Source organism: Roseovarius tibetensis, from assembly GCF_050896375.1.
GTDB lineage: Bacteria > Pseudomonadota > Alphaproteobacteria > Rhodobacterales > Rhodobacteraceae > Roseovarius > Roseovarius tibetensis.
The window spans coordinates 12,843-34,153 of sequence record NZ_JBPBBB010000009.1; the positions used below are offsets into that span (position 1 = coordinate 12,843).

At 64.5% G+C, this 21,311-nt stretch carries 22 protein-coding genes; 9 read left to right on the forward strand and 13 right to left on the reverse strand.

Annotated features, from left to right (window positions below; all coding sequences use genetic code 11):
* The first annotated feature begins 133 nt into the window (after positions 1-133).
* Positions 134-1,504 carry a class II 3-deoxy-7-phosphoheptulonate synthase gene (locus tag ACROSR_RS08095; RefSeq protein ID WP_432683855.1) on the forward strand — a complete coding sequence of 457 codons (1,371 nt, stop codon included), beginning with the start codon at positions 134-136 and terminating at the stop codon, positions 1,502-1,504.
* A gap of 37 nt (positions 1,505-1,541) precedes the next feature.
* Here ACROSR_RS08095 and ACROSR_RS08100 read toward each other — a convergent pair whose 3' ends face one another.
* Positions 1,542-2,198, reverse strand: a complete 657-nt coding sequence (locus ACROSR_RS08100; RefSeq protein WP_432683857.1) for a PAS domain-containing protein — start codon at positions 2,196-2,198, stop codon at positions 1,542-1,544.
* A gap of 311 nt (positions 2,199-2,509) precedes the next feature.
* On the opposite strand from ACROSR_RS08100, the gene gmk reads away from it, so the two are divergent.
* The 5 genes from gmk (at position 2,510) to phoB (ending at position 6,324) form a co-directional block, all read left to right on the forward strand.
* Positions 2,510-3,151 carry a guanylate kinase gene (gene gmk, locus ACROSR_RS08105; protein ID WP_432683859.1) on the forward strand — a complete coding sequence of 214 codons (642 nt, stop codon included), beginning with the start codon at positions 2,510-2,512 and terminating at the stop codon, positions 3,149-3,151.
* Positions 3,148-3,669, forward strand: coding sequence for a gamma carbonic anhydrase family protein (locus ACROSR_RS08110; RefSeq protein WP_432683861.1), 522 nt, complete (start codon positions 3,148-3,150; stop codon positions 3,667-3,669). Before gmk ends, ACROSR_RS08110 begins: the two co-directional genes overlap by 4 nt.
* A gap of 6 nt (positions 3,670-3,675) precedes the next feature.
* Positions 3,676-4,713, forward strand: coding sequence for an ATP-binding protein (locus ACROSR_RS08115; RefSeq protein ID WP_432683863.1), 1,038 nt, complete (start codon positions 3,676-3,678; stop codon positions 4,711-4,713).
* Between the two features lie 176 nt (positions 4,714-4,889).
* Complete coding sequence (phoU, locus tag ACROSR_RS08120; RefSeq protein ID WP_432683865.1) at positions 4,890-5,618, forward strand: phosphate signaling complex protein PhoU; 729 nt, start codon at positions 4,890-4,892, stop codon at positions 5,616-5,618.
* Positions 5,619-5,634: 16 nt separating this feature from the next.
* Complete coding sequence (gene phoB, locus ACROSR_RS08125; protein ID WP_432683867.1) at positions 5,635-6,324, forward strand: phosphate regulon transcriptional regulator PhoB; 690 nt, start codon at positions 5,635-5,637, stop codon at positions 6,322-6,324.
* Between the two features lie 27 nt (positions 6,325-6,351).
* Here phoB and ACROSR_RS08130 read toward each other — a convergent pair whose 3' ends face one another.
* The 4 genes from ACROSR_RS08130 to ACROSR_RS08145 are packed head-to-tail and all read right to left on the reverse strand — an operon-like array spanning position 6,352 to position 10,542.
* On the reverse strand, positions 6,352-7,440 hold the full coding sequence (locus ACROSR_RS08130) for a PQQ-dependent sugar dehydrogenase (RefSeq protein ID WP_432683869.1): 1,089 nt from the start codon (positions 7,438-7,440) through the stop codon (positions 6,352-6,354).
* Positions 7,441-7,470: 30 nt separating this feature from the next.
* Positions 7,471-9,399: a 1-deoxy-D-xylulose-5-phosphate synthase gene (gene dxs, locus ACROSR_RS08135; protein WP_432683871.1), complete on the reverse strand. Its 1,929-nt coding sequence runs from the start codon at positions 9,397-9,399 to the stop codon at positions 7,471-7,473.
* 29 nt (positions 9,400-9,428) lie between these two features.
* Complete coding sequence (locus ACROSR_RS08140; RefSeq protein ID WP_432683873.1) at positions 9,429-10,295, reverse strand: polyprenyl synthetase family protein; 867 nt, start codon at positions 10,293-10,295, stop codon at positions 9,429-9,431.
* A gap of 4 nt (positions 10,296-10,299) precedes the next feature.
* On the reverse strand, positions 10,300-10,542 hold the full coding sequence (locus ACROSR_RS08145) for an exodeoxyribonuclease VII small subunit (RefSeq protein WP_432683875.1): 243 nt from the start codon (positions 10,540-10,542) through the stop codon (positions 10,300-10,302).
* 100 nt (positions 10,543-10,642) lie between these two features.
* Here ACROSR_RS08145 and ACROSR_RS08150 point away from each other — a divergent pair, with 100 nt between their 5' ends.
* Both ACROSR_RS08150 and ACROSR_RS08155 read left to right on the forward strand, forming a co-directional pair.
* Positions 10,643-11,617, forward strand: coding sequence for a phosphotransferase (locus tag ACROSR_RS08150; protein WP_432683877.1), 975 nt, complete (start codon positions 10,643-10,645; stop codon positions 11,615-11,617).
* Between the two features lie 403 nt (positions 11,618-12,020).
* The gene (locus ACROSR_RS08155) at positions 12,021-12,665 is read left to right on the forward strand and encodes an invasion associated locus B family protein (RefSeq protein WP_432683879.1); all 645 of its coding nucleotides are present in this window, start codon (positions 12,021-12,023) and stop codon (positions 12,663-12,665) included.
* 92 nt (positions 12,666-12,757) lie between these two features.
* On the opposite strand, the gene ACROSR_RS08160 is transcribed toward ACROSR_RS08155, so the two are convergent.
* Genes ACROSR_RS08160 through ACROSR_RS08175 form a run of 4 tightly spaced genes read right to left on the reverse strand, consistent with a single transcriptional unit; the run spans position 12,758 to position 17,000 of the window.
* Positions 12,758-13,969, reverse strand: coding sequence for a beta-ketoacyl-[acyl-carrier-protein] synthase family protein (locus ACROSR_RS08160; RefSeq protein ID WP_432683881.1), 1,212 nt, complete (start codon positions 13,967-13,969; stop codon positions 12,758-12,760).
* Positions 13,966-14,226, reverse strand: a complete 261-nt coding sequence (locus ACROSR_RS08165) for an acyl carrier protein (RefSeq protein WP_432683883.1) — start codon at positions 14,224-14,226, stop codon at positions 13,966-13,968. Before ACROSR_RS08165 ends, ACROSR_RS08160 begins: the two co-directional genes overlap by 4 nt.
* Positions 14,227-14,267: 41 nt before the next feature.
* Positions 14,268-15,359 carry a UDP-3-O-(3-hydroxymyristoyl)glucosamine N-acyltransferase gene (gene lpxD / locus ACROSR_RS08170; protein WP_432683885.1) on the reverse strand — a complete coding sequence of 364 codons (1,092 nt, stop codon included), beginning with the start codon at positions 15,357-15,359 and terminating at the stop codon, positions 14,268-14,270.
* A gap of 27 nt (positions 15,360-15,386) precedes the next feature.
* The gene (locus ACROSR_RS08175) at positions 15,387-17,000 is read right to left on the reverse strand and encodes a L,D-transpeptidase family protein (protein ID WP_432683887.1); all 1,614 of its coding nucleotides are present in this window, start codon (positions 16,998-17,000) and stop codon (positions 15,387-15,389) included.
* Positions 17,001-17,322: 322 nt separating this feature from the next.
* Between ACROSR_RS08175 and mepK the strand changes: the two genes are divergently transcribed.
* A complete protein-coding gene (gene mepK / locus ACROSR_RS08180; RefSeq protein ID WP_432683889.1) occupies positions 17,323-17,892 on the forward strand; it encodes a peptidoglycan L,D-endopeptidase MepK in 570 nt (189 codons plus the stop codon).
* Between the two features lie 99 nt (positions 17,893-17,991).
* Here the strand turns inward: mepK and lipA are convergent, their stop codons facing one another.
* The 4 genes from lipA to ACROSR_RS08200 form a co-directional block, all read right to left on the reverse strand.
* Positions 17,992-18,936 carry a lipoyl synthase gene (gene lipA, locus ACROSR_RS08185; RefSeq protein WP_432683891.1) on the reverse strand — a complete coding sequence of 315 codons (945 nt, stop codon included), beginning with the start codon at positions 18,934-18,936 and terminating at the stop codon, positions 17,992-17,994.
* A gap of 127 nt (positions 18,937-19,063) precedes the next feature.
* A complete protein-coding gene (locus ACROSR_RS08190; RefSeq protein ID WP_432683893.1) occupies positions 19,064-20,026 on the reverse strand; it encodes a hydrogen peroxide-inducible genes activator in 963 nt (320 codons plus the stop codon).
* A gap of 87 nt (positions 20,027-20,113) precedes the next feature.
* Positions 20,114-20,428 carry a DUF1244 domain-containing protein gene (locus ACROSR_RS08195; RefSeq protein ID WP_432683895.1) on the reverse strand — a complete coding sequence of 105 codons (315 nt, stop codon included), beginning with the start codon at positions 20,426-20,428 and terminating at the stop codon, positions 20,114-20,116.
* Positions 20,429-20,487: 59 nt separating this feature from the next.
* Positions 20,488-21,228: an N-formylglutamate amidohydrolase gene (locus tag ACROSR_RS08200; protein WP_432683897.1), complete on the reverse strand. Its 741-nt coding sequence runs from the start codon at positions 21,226-21,228 to the stop codon at positions 20,488-20,490.
* Positions 21,229-21,311 lie beyond the last annotated feature (83 nt).

Sequence of the window (21,311 nt, forward strand, 5' to 3'; positions counted from 1 at the left end):
TCTGTCACGAAAACGTCGCGGTTGACAAGAACCGACGTGGACGTCCGATGCGATTCCTGCAAGTCGAGTCTGGCCACTTGAGCGCATCTTGCGTATAGGGCAAGGTTGACATGCGATACAGCGGAGGCAGACGATGACGGAGTGGCAGAAAACGGATTGGCGCGCGAAACCTCGGGTGCAGATGCCGGATTATACCGATGCCGACGCACTCGCCGATGTCGAGAGCCGTCTCGGTGCCTACCCGCCGCTTGTCTTTGCGGGCGAGGCGCGGCGGCTCAAGGCGCAACTGGGGGCGGCCTCGCGGGGCGAGGCGTTCCTCTTGCAGGGCGGCGACTGTGCAGAGGCGTTCGATCAGTTCAGCGCCGACGCGATCCGCGACACGTTCAAGGTCATGCTGCAAATGGCCGTGGTGCTGACCTACGGTGCCAAGGTGCCGGTGGTGAAGGTCGGACGCATGGCCGGGCAGTTCGCCAAGCCGCGCTCGGCCCCGACCGAGGTGGTGGATGGCGTGGAACTGCCCAGTTATCGCGGTGACATCGTCAACGACATGCCGTTCACCGCCGAGGCCCGTGTGCCCGATCCGCGCAAGATGCTGCAGGCCTACACCCAGGCAGCGGCGACGCTGAACCTGCTGCGCGCCTTCTCGACGGGCGGCTACGCGGATGTCCACCAGGTGCATCAATGGACGCTTGGCTTCACCGAAAGCTCGAAAGCCGAGAAATACCGCGAGATGGCCAGCCACATCACCGACGCGCTGGATTTCATGAGCGCGGCGGGGATCGACAGCGACAGCGCGCATACGCTGCGTTCGGTCGATTTCTACACCTCGCACGAGGGGCTGCTGCTGGAATACGAAGAGGCGCTGACGCGGCTCGATTCGACCTCTGGCAAGTGGCTGGCCGGGTCGGGCCACATGCTGTGGATCGGGGATCGCACGCGCCAGCCCGACGGCGCGCATGTGGAATTCCTGCGCGGCGTGCAGAACCCGATCGGCCTGAAATGCGGACCGAGCATGACCGCAGACGATCTCAAGCGGCTGATGGCGACGCTCAATCCGGCCAATGAGGCCGGGCGCCTGACCCTGATCGCGCGGTTCGGCGCGGGCAAGGTCGCCGACAACCTGCCGCGTCTCATCCGTACCGTGCAAGAGGAAGGCGCCAAGGTGCTGTGGGTCTGCGATCCGATGCACGGCAACACGATCAAGTCCGCGACCGGCTACAAGACCCGGCCCTTCGACTCGGTTCTGCGTGAGGTGCAGGAGTTTTTCGCCATCCACCGCGCCGAAGGCACGATCCCCGGCGGTGTGCATTTCGAGATGACGGGGCAGGACGTGACCGAATGTACCGGCGGCATGCGCGCCCTCAGCGAGGACAACCTGTCGGACCGCTATCACACCGCCTGCGATCCCAGGCTGAATGCAGGCCAGTCGCTGGAACTGGCATTCCTGGTGGCGGAAGAGCTTCGGGCGCAGCGCGATGGTGCGCACCGGGCGCAAGCCGTCTGAACGCACCCCCGGACAGGGGGTGTTGCGGAGATGCCGGTCACGTCACGATGCGCAGATGGGCGCGCGCCGGGCGCGGAGCGCAGGGGTTCGCGGTGTCGCCACGGCCACCGGGCAGCACACGCAGCGCGGCTTGGCCACCCGTAGCGTCGAGTTGCGTCACCGGCGTCACCCGCGCCTCCAAGATATCGAAGCGGCACGGCGTACGGCCGGTCGGGCCTGTGGTCACGAGACACCCCAAAGCCCGCGAGACATCCCCCAGGTCGCTGCGCAACGGCAGCATGACAAGCGTGCCACGCACCCTTGGCTGCCCCGGCCCGGACCTTGCCTGCAGATCCATCCTCAAGACCGCCGGACGGTCGAAGAGGTCGACAATGTGCAGCGCGAAAACCTCGCGCGACGCCGGGGCGATGAAACTCGACAATGGCATTCCGCGCACCTCCATGCCCATCAGCTCGCTCAGATGCATGCCCGCGATCCGAAGGCGCGTCACGCCGGGGGCGATACGCTCGGCCACGAAAACATTGGGCAAGAGCGGCGCGATCCGGCGCGGGTCGATATGGGCGCGATACGGCACATCGTCGCCGCGGCGCGCCTCGCCCCAATGGGCGTGAAGCGCGCGCACCAGAGATTGAACCCGCTCGGAGTGCACGGCCATCGCCGAAGTCGGGGCTGTCTTGAGGTCGTCATGCATCATATCGCTCTCCAAGGGTTCCGGGTGTGTCACGAGCGTGCGAGCGCGGCCTTAAACCGGCGCTGCGGTCCCGTGCGATGTGTTGAGATTGGCACAAATTGTCTTGTAAATGATTGCAAATTTTAATGACTGGTTAACTCCGGCGCAGACGCGGTGATCGTCAGCCCCGTCAAGCCGGCGCCTTGCCAGCCGCGCGCGGGCGGACTACGACAGGACAGGCGCAGGCGGCCAGGCCAGAAGCGACCACCCCATGGTGTCCTTTCGGCGCGAACAGGAACGAGTATTTTTGGAAAGATGAAAGGGCAGATCAGCACATGAGAGACCGCCGTGGCCTTTTGATCATTCTTTCCTCGCCATCTGGAGCGGGCAAATCGACCCTGTCGGCGCGATTGCGGGCGTGGGATCCGACGCTTTCATTCTCTGTCTCTGCGACCACGCGCGCGCCGCGCGCCGGTGAGAGGGACGGGCGCGAATATCATTTCCTGTCCGAAGAGGCGTTCAAGCGCGATGTCGGCGCGGGCGACATGCTGGAACACGCGCATGTCTTCGGCAATTTCTACGGATCGCCCAAGGGCCCGGTGCGGGACGCGATCGACGCCGGGCGCGACGTGCTGTTCGACATCGACTGGCAAGGGGCGCAGCAGATCCGAAACTCGGAACTGGGCGGGCACACGCTGTCGATCTTCCTTTTGCCGCCGTCGATCCACGAGTTGCACCGCCGGCTGGAAAGCCGCGGGCAGGATGCACCCGAAGTGATCGCGCGGCGCATGCAGAAAAGCTGGGACGAGATCAGCCACTGGGACGGGTATGATTTCGTGCTGGTCAATGACGATCTGGACGCCACCGAGACAAGGCTGCGCACCATCATCGAGGCCACGCGCCTGCGCCGCAGCCAGCAGCCCTGGTTGACGGATCATGTGCGCAAGTTGCAAACCGAATTCGAGGAGACGCTATGACCCTCTATACCCTTGACGGCCACACCCCGGATATCGCCGGGGATACATGGATCGCGCCCGATGCCAACCTGATCGGCCGCGTGGTGCTGGACGACGGCGCGTCGGTCTGGTTCGGCTGCACGCTGCGCGGCGATAACGAGGTGATCCACGTCGGGGCCGGCACGAACGTGCAGGAGAACACCGTGATGCACACCGATATGGGGTATCCGCTGGTGATCGGGCCGGGGTGCACCATCGGCCACAAGGCCATGCTGCATGGGTGCACCATCGGCGAAAACTCTCTTGTCGGCATGGGGGCCACCATTCTCAATGGCGCACGGATCGGGCGCGATTGCCTGATCGGGGCCGGCGCGCTGGTCACCGAGGGCAAGGAGATCCCCGATGGCAGTCTCGTGATGGGGGCGCCGGGCAAGGTGGTGCGCATGCTCGATGCCGCCGCGATCGAGGCGCTTCGCGAAAGCGCGCTGCACTACCAGCAGAACATGCGCCGGTTTCGCGCGGGTCTGACCGAGGTCTGAGCCACGATGCAGGGCCTTGCGTCCTTTCTCGCCGGACTGCCCTTCGCCGCGCTCGTCATCGGCCCGGGCGAGAGGATCGCGGGCGTCAACGCCGCCGCCCGCGATATGCTGGGGCACGCCATCGAGGGGCGGCATTACCTGACCGCCCTGCGCCAGCCCGACATGCTCGAGGCGATCGAGGCCACGTTGCGTGATCGCAGCCCGCGCAAGACCACCTACCAGACCTCCGACTCGGGCCGGGACTGCACGTACAAGGTGCATGTCGCTCATGTCGAGACCGGCGAGACGCATGGCGTGCTGGTCTGTTTCGAGGACATGACCGAACGCGAACAGGCCGCGCAGATGCGCCGCGATTTCGTGGCCAATGTCAGCCATGAATTGCGCACGCCGCTGACCGCCCTTCTGGGGTTCATCGAGACGTTGCAGGGGCCCGCGCGGCGGGACGAGGCGGCGATCGACCGGTTCCTGGGGATCATGCAGGTCGAGGCGTCGCGGATGGAGCGGCTGGTGCGCGATCTTTTATCCCTGAGCCGCGTGGAAGGCGAAGAGCGGGTGCGGCCGGGTGAGGCGATCAACGTCTCGGACGTGGTCGGATCCGTAGTCTACATGCTGCGTCCGCTGGCCCGTGAGCGGGGGGCCGAGCTGATCTTCGATCCTGCCGAAGAGGCCCATGTGCCCGGCAATGCCGATCAGTTGCAGCAGGTCTTTACCAATCTCATCGAGAACGCGCTCAAGTATGGCGGGGCCGAGAACCGCGTCACCATCACGCTGGACCGTCACCCCAAGGATCCGGGTTTGCGCCTGCCTGCCGTGGTGGTGCGGGTGTGCGACACCGGGCCAGGGATCGATCCGCTGCACATCCCACGCCTGACCGAACGGTTCTACCGCGTCGACACGCATCGCTCGCGCCAGATGGGGGGCACCGGGCTGGGCCTTGCGATCGTCAAGCATATCGTCAGTCGGCATCGCGGCCGGCTGCGCATTTCCTCGACCCCCGGCGAGGGCAGCGAGTTTTCCGTCGTTCTGCCACTATGGACGGCGTGACCCCTTGCACCGGGCCAGACGTCCGCGCAGTGTCATTAAACCGTTATGAAACTGTCGTAATTTCGTTGTCGAACACGCCTAGGTTGCCTTGCACAAGATCGCACAGATCATCGCCGCCGTCGCGCCTGGGGGCGAGGACAAGACGGTCAGAGCAGCACCGCGAGCAGGATCAGGCCATGTCGGACCAGCCACATTTCGATTCATTCTTCGAGCGGGACCTGGAGCTTATCCAGACCCGGATCATGAAGATGGGCGGCCTGGTCGAGCGGGCGATCGTCGATGCCGCGCGATCGCTCGAGACGCGCGACGAGGAACTGGCCGAAGAGGTGCGCAAACGCGACGCGGCGATCGATACGCTGGAGGAGACGATCACCGATGAAGCCACCCGGATCATCGCCGTGCGTGCGCCCGCGGCAAGCGACCTGCGGCTTGTGCTGACGGTGATCAAGATCTCGGCCAACCTCGAACGGATCGGCGATTACGCGAGGAACATCGCCAAACGCACCTCTGTCCTGACCGACATGACGCCGGTCACCGGCGCGACGGCGGCGCTTCGGCGCATGGCGCGCGAGGTCGAGGCGATGCTGAAAGATGTGCTCGACGCATATATACAGCGCGATGCCGATCTCGCGTATGCGGTGATAGACCGTGATCAGGATGTCGATCAGATGTACAATGCGATCTTTCGCGAATTCCTCACCTTCATGATGGAGGATCCGCGCAACATCACCCCGTGCATGCACCTGCATTTCATTGCCAAGAATATCGAGCGGATGGGCGATCTTGTGACCTCGGTCGCCGAACAGGTCGTCTATCTCGTCTCTGGCGAGATACCGCAAGAGCCACGGCCGAAGGGCGACAGGACCTCGACCGATCCAGCCATTTCCCGCCACGTCAAGGCCTGACCCGGAGGCAGCCATCATGTCCACTGAACAACCCACCGTTCTTCTGGTCGAGGACGAGCCCGCACAGCGCGAAGTGCTGGGCTACAACCTCGAAGCGGACGGTTTTCACGTCGTCACGGCCAGCAACGGCGAGGAAGCCCTGATGGTGGTGGCCGAAACGCCGCCCGACATCATCGTGCTGGACTGGATGATGCCCAATGTCTCGGGGATCGAGGTGTGCCGACAGCTCAAGACGCGGTCGGCCACGCGCGGTATCCCGATCATCATGCTGTCGGCCCGCTCTGAAGAGGTGGACCGCGTGCGCGGGCTCGAGACAGGCGCGGATGATTACGTCATCAAGCCCTATTCGCTGGTGGAGCTGATGGCGCGGGTACGCGCACAGTTGCGCCGCACGCGCCCCGCGACGATGGGCGAACGGCTTGAATATGGAGATATCGTGCTCGACGCCGAAACGCATCGCGTGACCCGCTGCGACAAGGCGCTGAAACTGGGCCCGACAGAGTTCCGGCTGCTATCGACCTTCATGGAAAAGCCCGGCCGCGTCTGGAGCCGCGAACAACTGCTCGACCGGGTCTGGGGCCGCGATATCTATGTCGATACACGCACGGTGGACGTGCATATCGGGCGGCTGCGCAAAGCGCTGTGTCAGCATGGCGGCGACGATCCACTGCGCACGGTGCGCGGGGCGGGATACGCCCTCGGGTAAGGCGAAAGTATCACCTCTGGGCCGCGATCACTCCGGCGTCATCCGGTAGGCCGCGCCCTGCCCGACGCTGAGAAACCAGATCGCGCCATCCGGGCCTTCGATGATGTCACGCACGCGCTGCGTTTCGGGCGATTCGAGGCGTTCCACCTCGGTCACGTCCGGGCCGGTCAGCCGCGAGATCATGTTGAACTTCAGCGAGCCGACGAAGATATCGCCCTGCCATTCGGGGAACATGTCACCCTGATAGATCATCATGCCCGAGGGCGCGATCGAGGGGTCCCAGTAATGCGCGGGCTGTTCCATCCCGTCCTTGTGGGTGCCCTCGCCGATCTTGGCGCCGGAATAGTGCGTGCCGTAGGAAATCACCGGCCAGCCGTAATTGGCCCCGCGTCGAACGCGGTTCACCTCGTCACCGCCGCGCGCGCCATGTTCGTTGACCCAAAGATTGCCCTCGGCATCCAGAGCGGCGCCCTGCGGGTTGCGATGGCCGTAGGACCAGATTTCGGGCTGCGCGCCGTCCCGGTCGACGAACGGATTGTCCTCGGGCACCGACCCGTCACGGGCAATGCGGATCACCGATCCGTTCTGGCGCGACAGATCCTGCGCCGAGGGCCGATCCCCCCGGTCGCCGATGGTGGCGTAAAGATGCCCGTCCCTCCCCTCGACGATCCGAGAGCCGAAATGCCGGCCCCCCGATGATCCCGGTTCCAGCTCGAAGATCACCTGACCGTCGGTCAGCCGGCCCGCGCCGGGATCGAGCCGCGCGCGATAGATCGCGGTGCCCGCGCCGCCTGATTGCGGCTTTGAGAATGTGAAGAACAGCGTGCGAGTCTGAACGAAATCGCGCGGGATCACCAGGTCGAGCAGGCCGCCCTGACCCACCGTCGCCACCTGCGGCAGCCCGGAAATCTCGCGTGCCGCGCCGTCCGCGACATGCAGCAGCCGACCGTCGCGCTCGGTGATCAGCAGGCCACCACCTGGCAGAAAGCCAAGCGCCCAAGGCTCTTGCAGCCCCGACACCTCGCGCGTCACCTTGACTGGTCCCGCGCTGGTCTCGAACGCCTGCGCCGGTGTCAGAACAAGGGACATGGCAAGCGTGATGGCAAGGCGGATCATGGATACCTCCGTTGCGTCACCTTAGCAGGATCACGCGCGCTTGTCGCGCACCTGCGCGATATCAAGGATATCAAGCACCCGTGCCTCGATATCGACGGCCCCGAGACGTGCCGTGGCGTACATGTCGGCCGGGCTGGCCTGATCGATGAAGATGTCGGGGAGCACCATCGACCGGAACCGGAAACCCCGATCGAAGACCCCGTTCTCGGCCAGCAAGTGGCTGACATGGCTGGCAAACCCGCCTATCGCGCCTTCCTCGATGGTGATCATCGCCTCGTGCCCCGCCACCAGGTCGAGGATCAGCGCCTCGTCCAGCGGCTTGGCAAACCGGGCATCGGCCACGGTCGGCGTGATCCCCCGCGCCCGCAAGGCTTCCGAGGCCTGCATGACCTCTGACAGCCGTGTCCCGTAGGACAGGATCGCGACGCGCGATCCTTCCTGCACGATGCGCCCCTTGCCGATCTCCAGCGGCACGCCGCGTTCGGGCATGGTGACGCCCGCCCCCTCGCCGCGGGGATAGCGAAAGGCGATCGGGCCGTCGTCATGCGCCGCCGCGGTCGCGACCATGTGCACCAGCTCTGCCTCGTCGGCGGCGGCCATCACGGTGAATCCCGGAAGATTCGACAGGTATGCGATGTCGAAACTGCCCGCATGCGTGGCCCCGTCGGCGCCGACAAGCCCCGCGCGGTCGATGGCAAAGCGCACCGGCAGGCGCTGGATCGCCACGTCATGCACGACCTGATCGAATCCGCGTTGCAGGAACGTCGAATAGAGCGCGCAGAACGGCCTCATCCCGCCGGCGGCAAGCCCCGCCGAGAAGGTCACGGCATGCTGTTCGGCAATGCCCACGTCGAAACAGCGCGAGGGGTAGCGTTCGGCAAAAAGATCAAGCCCCGTCCCGTCAGGCATCGCGGCCGTGATCGCACAGATCTTGTCGTCCCGCGCCGCCTGATCCAGCAGCGCGCCGGCAAAGACGCGTGTATAGCTCAGCGCGTTGGATTTGGCCTTTTTCTGCTCGCCGGTGACTAGATCGAATTTCGCGGTCGCGTGACCGCCATCGCTGGACCCTTCGGCAGGCGCGTAACCCTTGCCCTTCTTGGTCAGCGCATGGATGAGCACCGGCCCGGTTGCACGCGCCTTGACGGTGCGCAGCACTGGCAAAAGCTGATCCATGTCATGCCCGTCGATGGGCCCGACATAGGAAAATCCCAGTTCCTCGAACAGGGTGCCGCCCACGGTCAGCCCCTTGAGCATGTCCTTGGCGCGGCGCGCGCCATCCTGAAAGGGGGGCGGCAGAAACGAGATCGCGCCTTTCGCAGCGGCCTTGAGTTCCTGAAACGGCTCGCCCGCGTAAAGCCGCGACAGATAGGCCGAAAGCGCGCCCACGGGCGGCGCGATGGACATCTCGTTATCGTTCAGAATGACGATCAGGCGCTTGCCCAAGTGGCCCGCGTTGTTCATCGCCTCGAAGGCCATGCCCGCGCTCATCGCGCCGTCACCGATCACGGCGATGGCATCGCCGTGCCCGGTCGGACAGGCCCCGCCCAGATCGCGCGCCACGGCAAAGCCGAGCGCCGCGCTGATCGAGGTCGAGGAATGCGCGGCACCGAACGGGTCATAGGGCGACTCGGCGCGCTTGGTAAAGCCTGACAACCCGTCTTTCTGGCGGATCGTCGACATGCGGTCGCGGCGTCCGGTCAGGATCTTGTGCGGGTAGCTTTGATGCGACACGTCCCAGATGATCTTGTCACGCGGCGCGTCGAACACGTGATGCAGGGCCACGGTCAATTCCACGACACCCAGACCCGCGCCCAGATGCCCGCCGGTCCGCGACACCGCCGCGATGGTCTCGGCCCGCAATTCATGGGCAAGCGCATCAAGTTGGCCGTCGCTCAACCGTTTGAGGTCGGCCGGGCTGCTGACCTGATCTAGCAACGGTGTGTGCGGACGGTCTGGCATGTCATCGCCCCTCCTTCGGGGTGGTCTGTCTAGGTCTCGCGCGAGATTACAAAACGGGCGAGGTCGCGTAGATTTGCGGCACTGTCACCGTACCAAGATAGAGCGTCGCATGCCGTATCAACAAGGGTCGCTGCGCGGGTTTTCGCCCCCTCCGCGCCCAGAAGCGACACGAACGTCGCCTTTCCGGCCGCCGCGTCCTTGCCAACGGCCTTGCCGACCTGCGCCGCAGACCCTGTCACGTCGATCAGGTCATCCCGGATCTGAAAGGCAAGGCCAAGCGCGCGGGCATAGGCCCTCAGCGGCTCGGGATCGGTCCCGGCCATGCACGCGCCGGCGGTCGCCGCCCACTCGATCAGCGCGCCGGTCTTGCCCGCTTGCAGCGCAGTGATCTCGTCAAGCGTCAGCGGTGTCGTCGCATGCTCGGCCGCGATATCGCGCGCCTGCCCCAGCACCATGCCCCGCCCGCCCGCAGCAGCGGCAAGCGTGTGGACAAGCTCGGCCCGGACCGCGGCACCCAGACCGCTTTGCGGATCGCTCGCCATCTCGAAGGCCAGCGCGTGCAGCGCGTCGCCCACAAGGATCGCCGTCGCCTCATCCCAGCGGACATGCACGGTGGGCTGGCCGCGCCGGATGTCGTCGTCATCCATCGCCGGCAGATCGTCATGCACGAGGCTGTAGGCATGCAGCGCCTCTATGGCGCAGGCGGGCCACAGGGCCGCATCACCCGATATCCCGTGCAGGCGCGCGCTTTCCATCACCAGAAAGCCGCGAATGCGCTTGCCGCCGCGCGTCGCATACCCCATGCCTTCGGTCACCGGACCTGCGGGATACGCGCCGAACACGTGGTCGAACCGGGCCTGCATGCGGCCCGCATCGGCGGCAAGACGATCCTGCATGTCGTCAGTCGCCGGACACGGGTTGTGTCCCCGTCGGCTGGCCGTCGGTGTCCAGCGTGATCGCCGCCACCTTTTCCTCGGCTTCCTTGAGCTTGGTTTCGCAACGCTTCTTCAGTTCGGCCCCGCGAGCGTAAAGCGTGATCGATTCGTCAAGCGCCACGTCCCCCCGCTCCAGCCGCCCGACAACCTGTTCGAGTTCCTGCATCGCCTGTTCAAAGCTCAGTTCGCTCACGGGTGTATCGGGCATCATGCGGTCCTGTTGCTGAATTGCCCATGCAGCATAGACAGGGCGCGGGCAAGGTTCAATTCGGTTGACGCGATTTGCGGCCTCGGAAAAAAGACGCGCGATGCCTGATGTCCTGTACCCGTCCGCAACCGAGACGCCAGACCCCGACGCCGTGCGGGCCGTGCAGGCGCAACTGGATGCGGCCCGCGCCGTCGCACCGGCGCTGGAGGCGGCCGAGATCGACGAGGTCTTGCGCCTCGTGCCCGGCAAGCGGGCGGTGCTGGCGGGGCGCTGGCAGGGGCGACCGGCGGTGTTCCGGCTGTTGCATCCCGCGGCGTCGGGCGGGCAGGTCCGCGAGTGGCGCGAGGCGACGCGCATCTGGCCGCATATGCAGGGCATCCGCTACCGCGTGCCCGAACCGTTTCTGCACCTGCCCGAGATCGGGTTGATGGCCGAGGAACGGGTGCCGGGCACGCCCCTTCTGGTGCATCTGTGGCACAGCGCGCCTGAAACGCGCGCCGCGCATCTGCCCGATGCGGCGGTCTGGTTGCGGCGCTACACCGATGTCACCGAAAGCTGGCATGCGGCCAACCCGGCGGGCTGGCTGGCCCGCGCCGAACGGGCCGCGCAGACCCAGCCCCATGCCAACCTGCGGCGGATCGAGACGGACATCCTGGGGCATCTGCGCAAGCTGGCGCGCCGGCTTGACGGCGCAGAGTGGCGCATGGCGATCTGTCACGGCGATTTCCATCCCAACAACCTGATCCTGGGTCGGGACCGTCTGACCGGCATAGACCTCGGTGGCTCGGCCCGTTTGCCCGTGTGCAAGGATATCGCGCGTTTCCTGGCGCATATGGGACGGCGTGGCATGATCCCGTCGGCGCAGCGGTCGTTCGGCGTCGATGCGGGCGGGATCGCGGCCTTTGTCGAAACCTTTGCCCTGACCGAGACCGAGCGGCAGCATACCTTGCCGTTCTTCATCGGCGTCGAGGCGATCATACGGGTCGAAACACGCGGCATCAAACGTGCAAGGCTGCGGCACGCGGCGGCGATGTATGACGCGTTGCGCACCGATCTGGCCGAAGCATCGGCCTGACAACCGCGGCGACCTGTAGATGCGGTCATCTACCGTCACGCACGGGATACGCAATTTTAACCCTTTTGCCGCAGGCTGTGACAGTGTCCGGGGCCAACGTCCTTGGGTCGCGGGCATTTCCTCCCTGTCATACTGGCCGCGCCTGAAACGGTGCGGCCTTTTTTTCCGGACGGCGGCATGCGCGCGCGTTGACGGCTGCCACATGTCTGTTCTAACGTAAATTTATTCACAAGTCGGCCGATCCGACAGGGGGAAGAGAAAAGGGGCCGCACGGCCCCTTTTCGTTTGGTCCGACGCGCACGCGAAGCACACCCCCCGCGTCAGATCGAGATTTGCGCCTGACACCGGCGGAGAGGCGTGATAAATGCCGTGCAGCAAAACCAAAACCTGTTGTGAGGAACCAATGTCCAACACACTTTCCCGCTTGTCCTTTGCTGCCCTTTTCGCATTCGCCACAGCAGCCGGCGCACAAGATGACACGACGCAAGCCGACAGCGCGACCGGGTCCGAAGACGCAGCCGAGACCGCGCAGGACGACGGCATGGCACCAAACGCGGTCCAGAATCTCGATACCGGACGCGAAGTGCAGCAACAGGAAGAGGAATCCTACATCAAGGCGACCTACGACGACTGGCAGCTGAAGTGTTTCCGCACCGGAACCGAGGAAGATCTGTGCCAACTGTATCAGCTACTGACAGAGGAGGGCGGTAACCCCGTCGCCGAGTTCAGCCTGTACAAGCTGGCCAATGCCGGGAATGTCGTGGCCGGCGCCACAATCGCCGCCCCGCTGGGAACGCTGCTGACCGAAGAGATCAAGCTGTCGGTCGATGGCGGCAAGGCCAAGAGCTATGCCTACTCGTTCTGCACGATGGGTGGCTGTTTCGCCCGGATCGGCCTGACGCAACCGGATGTGGACGCGCTCAAACGCGGGGCGACGGCGACGCTGGAAATCGTACCGGCGCAGGCCCCCGATCAGCAGGTACGCATCGATGCGTCGCTTGCCGGGTTCACCGCAGCCTACGAAGCCGCCTCTGAACTGGAGAACTGAGCCCGACTACAGCCGGGGCGGGATGCATGCCCGTCCCGGCGTGGCCGCGCCGTCGCGGGACGCCCCCGCGACATGTCCCGGACCACGTGCCGTCAGGCGTATCGGCGCAAAGCGAGAACCGCGTTAAGTCCGCCAAAGGCAAAGGCATTCGACAGCGCGACATCGACCCGCGCCTCGCGCGCCTCGTTCGGCACGACATCAAGCGCACATTCGGGATCGGGTTCTTCGTAGCCGATGGTGGGCGCGATCACCCCGTCGCGCAGCGCCATGATGCAGGCAAGCAGCTCCACGGCGCCCGTGCCGCCGATCAGATGGGCGTGCATCGATTTGGTCGAGGACATCATCAGCCGGTCGGCATGCGCCCCGAACACATCGGCGACGGCGGCACATTCGGTCTTGTCATTGGCGGCCGTGCCGGTGCCGTGGGCGTTGATATAGCCGACATCGTCGCGATTGATGCGTGCATCGCGCAACGCCCCTGAAATCGCGCGCGCCGCGCCCTGCTTTGATGGCATGACGATGTCCGATGCATCGGACGTCATGGCAAAACCCGCCACTTCGGCAAGGATCTCGGCCCCGCGGCGACGGGCATGCTCCAGCTCCTCGAACACGAAGATCGCGGCGCCCTCGCCCTGAACCATCCCGTTTCGATTGGCGGAAAACGGACGGCAGGCGTCGCGCGACATGACGCGCAGGCCTTCCCACGCCTTGACGCCCCCGAAACACAGCATCGATTCCGACCCGCCGGTAACCATTACCGGCGTGATCCCGCCATGAACCATCTGAAACGCCTGCGCCATGGCGTGATTGGACGATGCGCAGGCGGTGGAAACGGTGAAACTCGGCCCCTTGAGATTGAACCCCATCGACAGGTGCGACGCGGCGGCATTGTTCATGAGCTTGGGGACAACGAAAGGGTGCACCCGGTTCTTGCCGTCCTCGTAGACCGAGCGGTAATTTTCGTCGAGCGTGGTCATCCCGCCGCCGGAATTGCCAAGGATCACGCCCGCGCGCGCCGCCAGATCCCCGACGAATTCCAGCCCGGACTGCGCGATGGCCTCTCGTGCCGCGATCAGGGTGAATTGCGTGAAACGGTCGTAAAGGGCCAGCTGCTGACGGTTGAACTGCGCCTCGGGATCGTAGGGATTGACCTGCGCGCCGATCCGGATCGACAGGCGCTCGACATCGCGAAAGTCCAGCTCACCGATGCCGCACCGTCCTTCACGCATCGCCTCGAGGGTACGCGGCACATCGGCACCCAAGGCGTTGATCGTCCCCGCCCCGGTGATGACGACACGCTTCAAGACTGCTCCGCGATCAACCGATCTATCCCCTGCACGATCGACCCTACCGAGGAAATGTCGAAGTCGCTTTTCGACGGCTCGTTGGCGTTGAAGGGCACGGAGATGTCGAACTCTTCCTCGATCGCGAAGATGCTTTCGACCAGCCCGAGGCTGTCGATCCCCAGACCCTCCAGCGTGCTGTCGAGGGTGATGTCCGACGGCTCCAGCACCGCCTGTTCGGCGATGATCCTGATCACACGGTCCCGAGTGCTGCTCATGTTGCGGTCTTTCTCATGCTGTCCCGCAGGATGCGCGGGCTTCAGGTCTTTTGCGACGGCCCTGTAACCTTTTCTTTAAGCTGGGCCACATCATCGAACAATCTTCTCAGGCGGCGGAACCCTTTGAACACCTCGACGGTGGTTTCCATCTTCATCGCCGGATAGCCAAGCATCATGCGCCCGGCCGGGATATTCGACAGCACGATGGTCCCGCCGCCCGTGACGACATTGTCGCCGATGAAGATATTGTCGCTAACCCCGGTCTTGCCGGCCAGGACCACGTTGTTGCCGATCCGGGTCGATCCGGCGATTCCGACGAGACCGCACAGCAGACAGTCCGTTCCGATGATGACGTTATGGCCGATCATCACGAGGTTGTCGATCTTGGTCCCGTTGCCCACGCGCGTGTCGCGGATGGTCCCGCGATCGACGGTGCAGTTGGCCCCGAGCTCGACGTCGTCGCCAATGGTCACGGAGCCGAGCGAATGGATCCGCGTCCAGCTTTGCGCGTCGGTATCGCCGATCTGCCCCAGCGTCGCGCGGCCCTGCTCGACATTGGAGGTTTCGGGCGTGACATAGGAAAAGCCATCTCCGCCCACGACAGTGCCGGGCTGCGCGATGAACCGCGCACCGATCCGGACGCGCGCGCCGATCCGGACACCCTCTCGCAGGACGGCGTTTGCGCCGATCTCGGCATCGGTGCCCACGAAACATTGCGGCCCGATCACGGACCCTGCGCCGATCCGTGCGCCCTTGCCGATCACCGCAAGGGGGCCGACGCTGACATCCGCCGCAAGCTCCGCCTCCGGGTGGATCACGGCGGACGGGTGAACGCCCGCCTCCCAGCCCTGCCCCGGATCAAGAAGCCGCGTCAGGCCCGACATGACGTAGCGCGGGCGCGGGGCCACGATCGCCGCTTCAAGCCCAAGGGCCTGCCAGTCGGCCCCGTCCCAGACGACGGCCGCACGCGCCTGTCCCTGCGTCAGGTTGTCGGCATAGGCGGGTTTCATGGCAAGCGCCAGATCGCGCGGTCCCGCATCGGCGGGTTCTGCGACACCGTCGATCTCGATATCCAGCGCACCGTACGCCTGTGCCCCGAGCGCCCGGGCCACCGTTTCTATGTCGTAGGCCATTCACCACCTCTTCATTCGAAGAGGTTTCTAGCTCTGAACGGTCACCAGTGAAACCCCTGCCTTGTTCAGAGCGTCCCAGATTCGGCCGTCCCGTCCATAGACATCCTCGCGGAACTCGGTCCGTCCGCGGGCCTTAGTGAAGGCCGTGCGATAGATAATGTGCACCGGCACCGGCTGGTCGAGACGCACATAATTTTCGCGGCCGGTGTCGAGGACCGAGTGAAAGAAGCCCTTGGGGTCGGCCTCTTGCCGCGACAGCAGTTCGTAGGCAAAGTCGAACGGTTGTTGCAGACGAATGCAGCCATGACTGAACGCTCGGGTTTCCCGGTCAAAAAGGGCCTTCTGGGGCGTGTCGTGCAGATAGATGTTGTACTTGTTCGGGAACATGAATTTCACCAGCCCAAGCGCGTTGCGCGATGAAGGCGGTTGCTTCATCGCGAACGGGAAGGTGCGGGCGCTATAGGCCGTGAAATCGACCGCGTTCCGGCTGACCTCGCGGCCATTGCTGTTGTAGAGCTTGAGATGCGACACGGCGTTGCGGTTCCGCTGCATCTGCGGCAGGTATTCCTTGACGACGATCGACCGCGGCACGTGCCAAGTCGGGTTGATCACCATATGGTCCATTTCGTCGGAAAATTCCGGGCTGCGGCGACCGCTGCTGTTCTTGCCGATCACCGCGCGGGTGCGGAACGTCACCGCATCATCATCGAGGATCCGCGCGCTGAAATCCGTCAGGTTGACAAGGATGTGGCGCTGCCCCCGGTCGGCGGGCAGCCAGCGTTCGCGTTCCATCGCCACGATCACGGATCGGAGCCGCGCAGCGGCACTGCGGTTGAGCGCGCCGATTGTCGAAGGTCCGGCGATGCCATCGGTCTCCAGCCCATGGTCACGCTGAAACGTCCGTACGGCGGCTTGAATGGTGCCGTCATATACGCCACTCGCACTGTGTCCGAGATAGCCCATGGCCGATAACCGGTTGCGCAGGGCGACGACCGCCCCCCCGGTATCCCCTGGCTCGATCGATTGCGCGGGCACGGTCGGGCCCCAGCCGCCGGCCGCGATCAGACGTTCCAGCCGCAGCTTTTCCTTCATCAGGCGGACGTATTCGTTGGTCTGCGGCGGCAGAGAGCGCATGACCTCATGTGCGGTGCCGTTCCGGAGCGCGTCGAGATATGTTGCGGCCGGCTGATCGCTCACCTCGCGCTTGATGCCATTGTCGACGCGGCCCGGCACCAGAACGCCGGATTGCACGTCGCGGGCATAATCGAGATACGCGCGGGTCAAGGCAACCTCGACCTGGCCAAGGTCACGCAAAGACCGCGCCTGCGACATCTGCGCGATCAGCCCGTCAAGATCATAGCGCGCCTCGGGCAGACCGTGCCGGCCCGACTGCGACAGCGCGTGCACGAGTGCCCGACGGCGGGCGCGATCCCCCTCTGTCTCGCCGGTCCAGATCGACCTGTACGAGACCTCGCGGTAATACGCGGCGATTTCGCGGTCTTGCGAGGCCGCCTCTGCCACCGCCTGGCGAAAGGCGGTGCTCTGACGATCCGCCAAGGCTGCGGCAGGCCATGACGTGATGCCGACCAGAATCAAGACCGCCGTCAAAGCGCCAAACAAGCGTCGGGATATCCGTATCATCGTTTTCCCCAAGAACATTTCCTGTACTCAATCCCTGATTAAAGCAAGTAACCACATCGTTCTCAATTTTTTGCTAAGATTTTCGTGTCAATCTTGGTCAAATGCGCGTGAGACTTCGGTCACGGCGGCAAAACAGTGCAGAAGGGCCACGGGTGACAGATAATGCGCGAAATCCTGCCGAAATCCCTTGAAGCCCGCGCTTTGGCAAAAAGGGACTTGGTTCACGATTCCCGTTATGCCACATTGAATGGGCCTTCGGGGATAAATACAAAGCCGCGACACAGCGGATACAGGCAACGCTACGGGACAGGCGCTTCATACCATGACAGACATCAGTTCGAACGGGATTTCACGTCGTGGAATTCTAATGGCATTCGCGGCGACGACACTCTCTGCGGCACCGACCTTCTCCAACGCGACCGGGTTCCTGCGCGGCGGGGGCGACATCCGACGGCTTCGCATGGTTTCCCCCCGAACCGGTGAACGGATCGACACGATCTACTGGATCGAGGGCAACTACATTCGCGAGGCGCTGAACGAGATCACGCTATTCATGCGGGACTGGCGCACGGGTCAGACGAAAACGATCGACACCCGCACCATCGATATCATGGCGGCCAGTCACAATCTGCTGGACGCGAGCGAGCCTTATACGCTGCTCAGCGGGTATCGCAGCCCCAAGACCAACGCCATGCTGCGAAGCAGGTCCAGCGGCGTCGCGAAAAATTCGCGGCACCTTGTAGGCGAAGCGGCGGATCTGCGCCTTGGCAGCCGCAGTGTCAGCCAGATCTACCGTGCGGGCGTGGCCTGCGGCGCGGGCGGTGTGGGCCGGTATTCCCGCTCCAACTTCGTCCATATGGATTGCGGCCCGGTGCGCAGCTGGGGCCGGTGAGGCGACAGCAGGTCGTCACCACGGACCCTTCGCGGGTCATCGTTTCCGCCCGTGCCGGGCCCGGTTCCAACCGGCCCGGCAGATCACTTTGGTTGATCATCAGGCGAATTTCGCGCGGCGCGCATCCTGCAGGCGCGCAAAATCATCCCCTGCGTGATAGCTGGACCGTGTCAGCGGCGTGGCGGAGACCATGAGAAAACCCTTGCCGTAGGCTGCTTTCTCGTAAGCCGCAAATTCGTCCGGGTGAACGAAACGATCCACCGCGTGATGCTTTGGCGTTGGTTGAAGGTACTGACCGATGGTCAGGAAATCCACATCCGCCGCGCGCATGTCGTCCATCACCTGATGCACCGCCGAACGGTCCTCGCCAAGGCCGACCATGATTCCCGACTTGGTGAAGGTCGCAGGATCCAGTTCCTTGACGCGCTGCAACAGCCGCAACGAATGGAAATAGCGCGCGCCGGGTCGCACACCGGGGTACAGTCCCGGCACCGTCTCGAGGTTGTGATTGAACACGTCCGGTTTCGCCGTGACCACGACCTCGAGCACCTCGTCGGGGCAATGCAAAAAGTCGGGCGTCAGGATTTCGATCGTCGTTCCGGGCGCGCGATGCCGGATCGCGCGGATGGTCTGGGCGAAATGCTCTGCCCCGCCATCGTCGAGGTCGTCGCGGTCCACCGAGGTGATCACGACGTGATTGAGCCCAAGCTTTTGCACCGCATCCGCGACGCGACCCGGTTCGAACGCATCAAGGGTCTGCGGTTTGCCGGTGGCCACGTTGCAGAAGGTGCAGCCACGCGTGCAGATTTCGCCCATGATCATCATGGTGGCATGGCCCTGCGCCCAGCATTCGCCCGCATTGGGACACCCGGCCTCTTCGCAGACGGTCACCAGCTTGTGCTCGCGGATGATCTCGCTCGTCTTGAAATAGCCCTTGCCGGTGGGCGCCTTGACCCGGATCCAGTCGGGTTTTTTCGGCTGGGCGTTGGTCGGACGATGCGCCTTTTCAGGGTGGCGCTGGTCTGGCAGTTTTAGGTCGCGCACGAAATTGCCCCCGTGGTTGGTGTTGTCTTGCCATGAACATAGGTCATGAGCGCCATGGTTGCCAGCCATGCGTTGCGGCCGTGCGGATGACGCCCTGTGGGACGCTGTGCGGATGCCCGGCGCATCGTCATTCGTCAGCCGCCTGAGTGACGACCTTCGGCTCTGAATGTGCGGGAAGTGTCGCGATCAGGTCCGTGCCGACACGGGTCAAAAGATCGGCCAGTTCATCGAACCACGGCGCGGTCTCGGTGCTGGCCCGACGAATCAGGGCGATCTCGCGATACGGCTCTGGCGAGGCAAAGCGCCGTACGTTCAGCCCCGGCGCGGCGCGCGCCTCGGCGGTCGCGGCAATTTCCGGCATCAGCGTCAGGCCGAATCCCGCCGCCACAAGCCGCGACAGCGTGCCAAGCGACGATGCGCCCATGTCTATCTGGGCATGTCCGCGCCCGCGGCCGCACACCTCGAGCGCCTGGTCGGTCAGGCAGTGCCCATCTTCGAGCAGCAGAAGCGATGTTTGCTGCAGGGACATCGGGCGCAGCGCGTCCGTCCGTTCCGCCAGCGCCTCCAGCCGCGTCGCACTTCCGGCGACCAGGAACCGATCCGCGAACAGGGCCCGCGCCTGCAACCCCGCATCTGGCACCGGCAGCGCAAGGATCGCCGCGTCGAGCTGGCCCCCCTGCACTTCTGCCACAAGCTGGTCGGTGCGCGCCTCGCGGATCTTGACGTCCAGCGAGATATCGCGACTGCGCAAGGCCTCCAGCACACCCGGCAGGATATACGGCGCCACCGTCGGGATGATCCCGAGCGCAAGCCGCCCCGCCAGCCCGTCCTGCCAGCGCGCCGCCTCGGACAGAGCCTTCATTTCCGTCAGGACCCGCGTGGCGTGATCCAGGATGCGGCGTCCGAACGGCGTGAGCACGACGTCGCGCGCGCGCCGTTCGACCATCTGCGCGCCAAGTGTCGCCTCCATCTCGCGGATCTGGACCGAAAGCGCGGGCTGCGAGACGTTCACCGCCTCTGCCGCGCGCCCGAAATTGCGCTGCTCGCTCAGCGCCTTGAAATAGGAAAGTTGCCGCAGGGTGATGTTCATGACGTGACCATATGCACACGAGGTCCGCTGCAGGAGATTGCGATGGCCACACCGTGACATGCCCCCTGATCGGCCTGTCGGGGTCGCCTACTCGGTCCCGCCGACATTCTCGGCAAAGGATTTGCGGAACGCCGCCTGCTGATCGGCGCTGGCGTCGGTCTGCTGCTGCGCCTTCCATGTGTCATAGGGCATGCCATAGAAGATTTCACGCGCCTCGTCCTTGGTCATCTCGATGCCGCGCGCGTTCGCAGCCTCCTGGTACCATCGGCTGAGGCAGTTGCGGCAAAAGCCGGCGAGGTTCATCAAGTCGATGTTCTGCACCTCGGGGCGCTTTTCCATCAGATGCTCGCGCAGGGTACGAAACGCTGCGGCCTCAAGCTCGATTCGGGTCTTGTCGTCCATCGTCTCTCTCCTTTTGCTGATCAAGAGATGTGGCACGAAGGCCGGGGGCGCAAGACCCTTCAGACGCCGGCGCGTCCGGCCACATGCTGCAGGATGGGCGCAAGCCGCGCGGCCCAGGCCGCCTGCCCCGCAGGCGCGTCGATCAGATCGTTGCGCAGTTCGAGCAGGACATTCGGCCGTTCGTATGCAATGGCGTGGCGTGCGATGGCATCGCCCGGCAGATGCCCGCCATAGGGCTGGTTTTCGCCCACGCACAGGTCGGGTTCATCGCGCAGCCGCGCCAGCAGCGGCAGCGCAAGCCGCGTATCGGCGGCGTAAAGCAGACCGATATGCCACGGGCGTGGCGCACGGCCCCGCAATTGCTTCGTGAAGCTGTGGATCGAGACGATCACGGTGTCGTCACGGCGCGCCGCCAATTCGGCAAGCGCGGTGTGATAGGGTCGGTACAGCCGGTTCAGACGGCGCTCCATCTCGGTGGTATCGACGTGGCGATTGCCGGGGATGACGGTGCCGTCGTAAAGCTTCATCACCAGCGTCGGATCGTCCTCGCCCCGGTTCGGGTCGATCACCAGCCGCGAAAAATTGGTCAGGATCGCGGGGCCGTTCAACGCCTGTGCCAGCGCACGCGCCACACCTGCCGCCCCGACATCATAGGCGATGTGGCGCGCCATGTCCCGCGCCGCGAGGCCAAGGGTGCCGCCGTTCACGAAAGAGGGCACAGTGTTGGCCGCGTGATCGCAGGTCACAAGGAATCGCCCCGGCCGGGCCGCACCCTCGATTTCATAGGGATGGTACATCATCAGGTTGGTTTTTCCTTTGATCTTCCTTTAGGACAGTTGCATGAGATTGTGAATTGCGCGACAGGTCGAACTGACCTTATGTT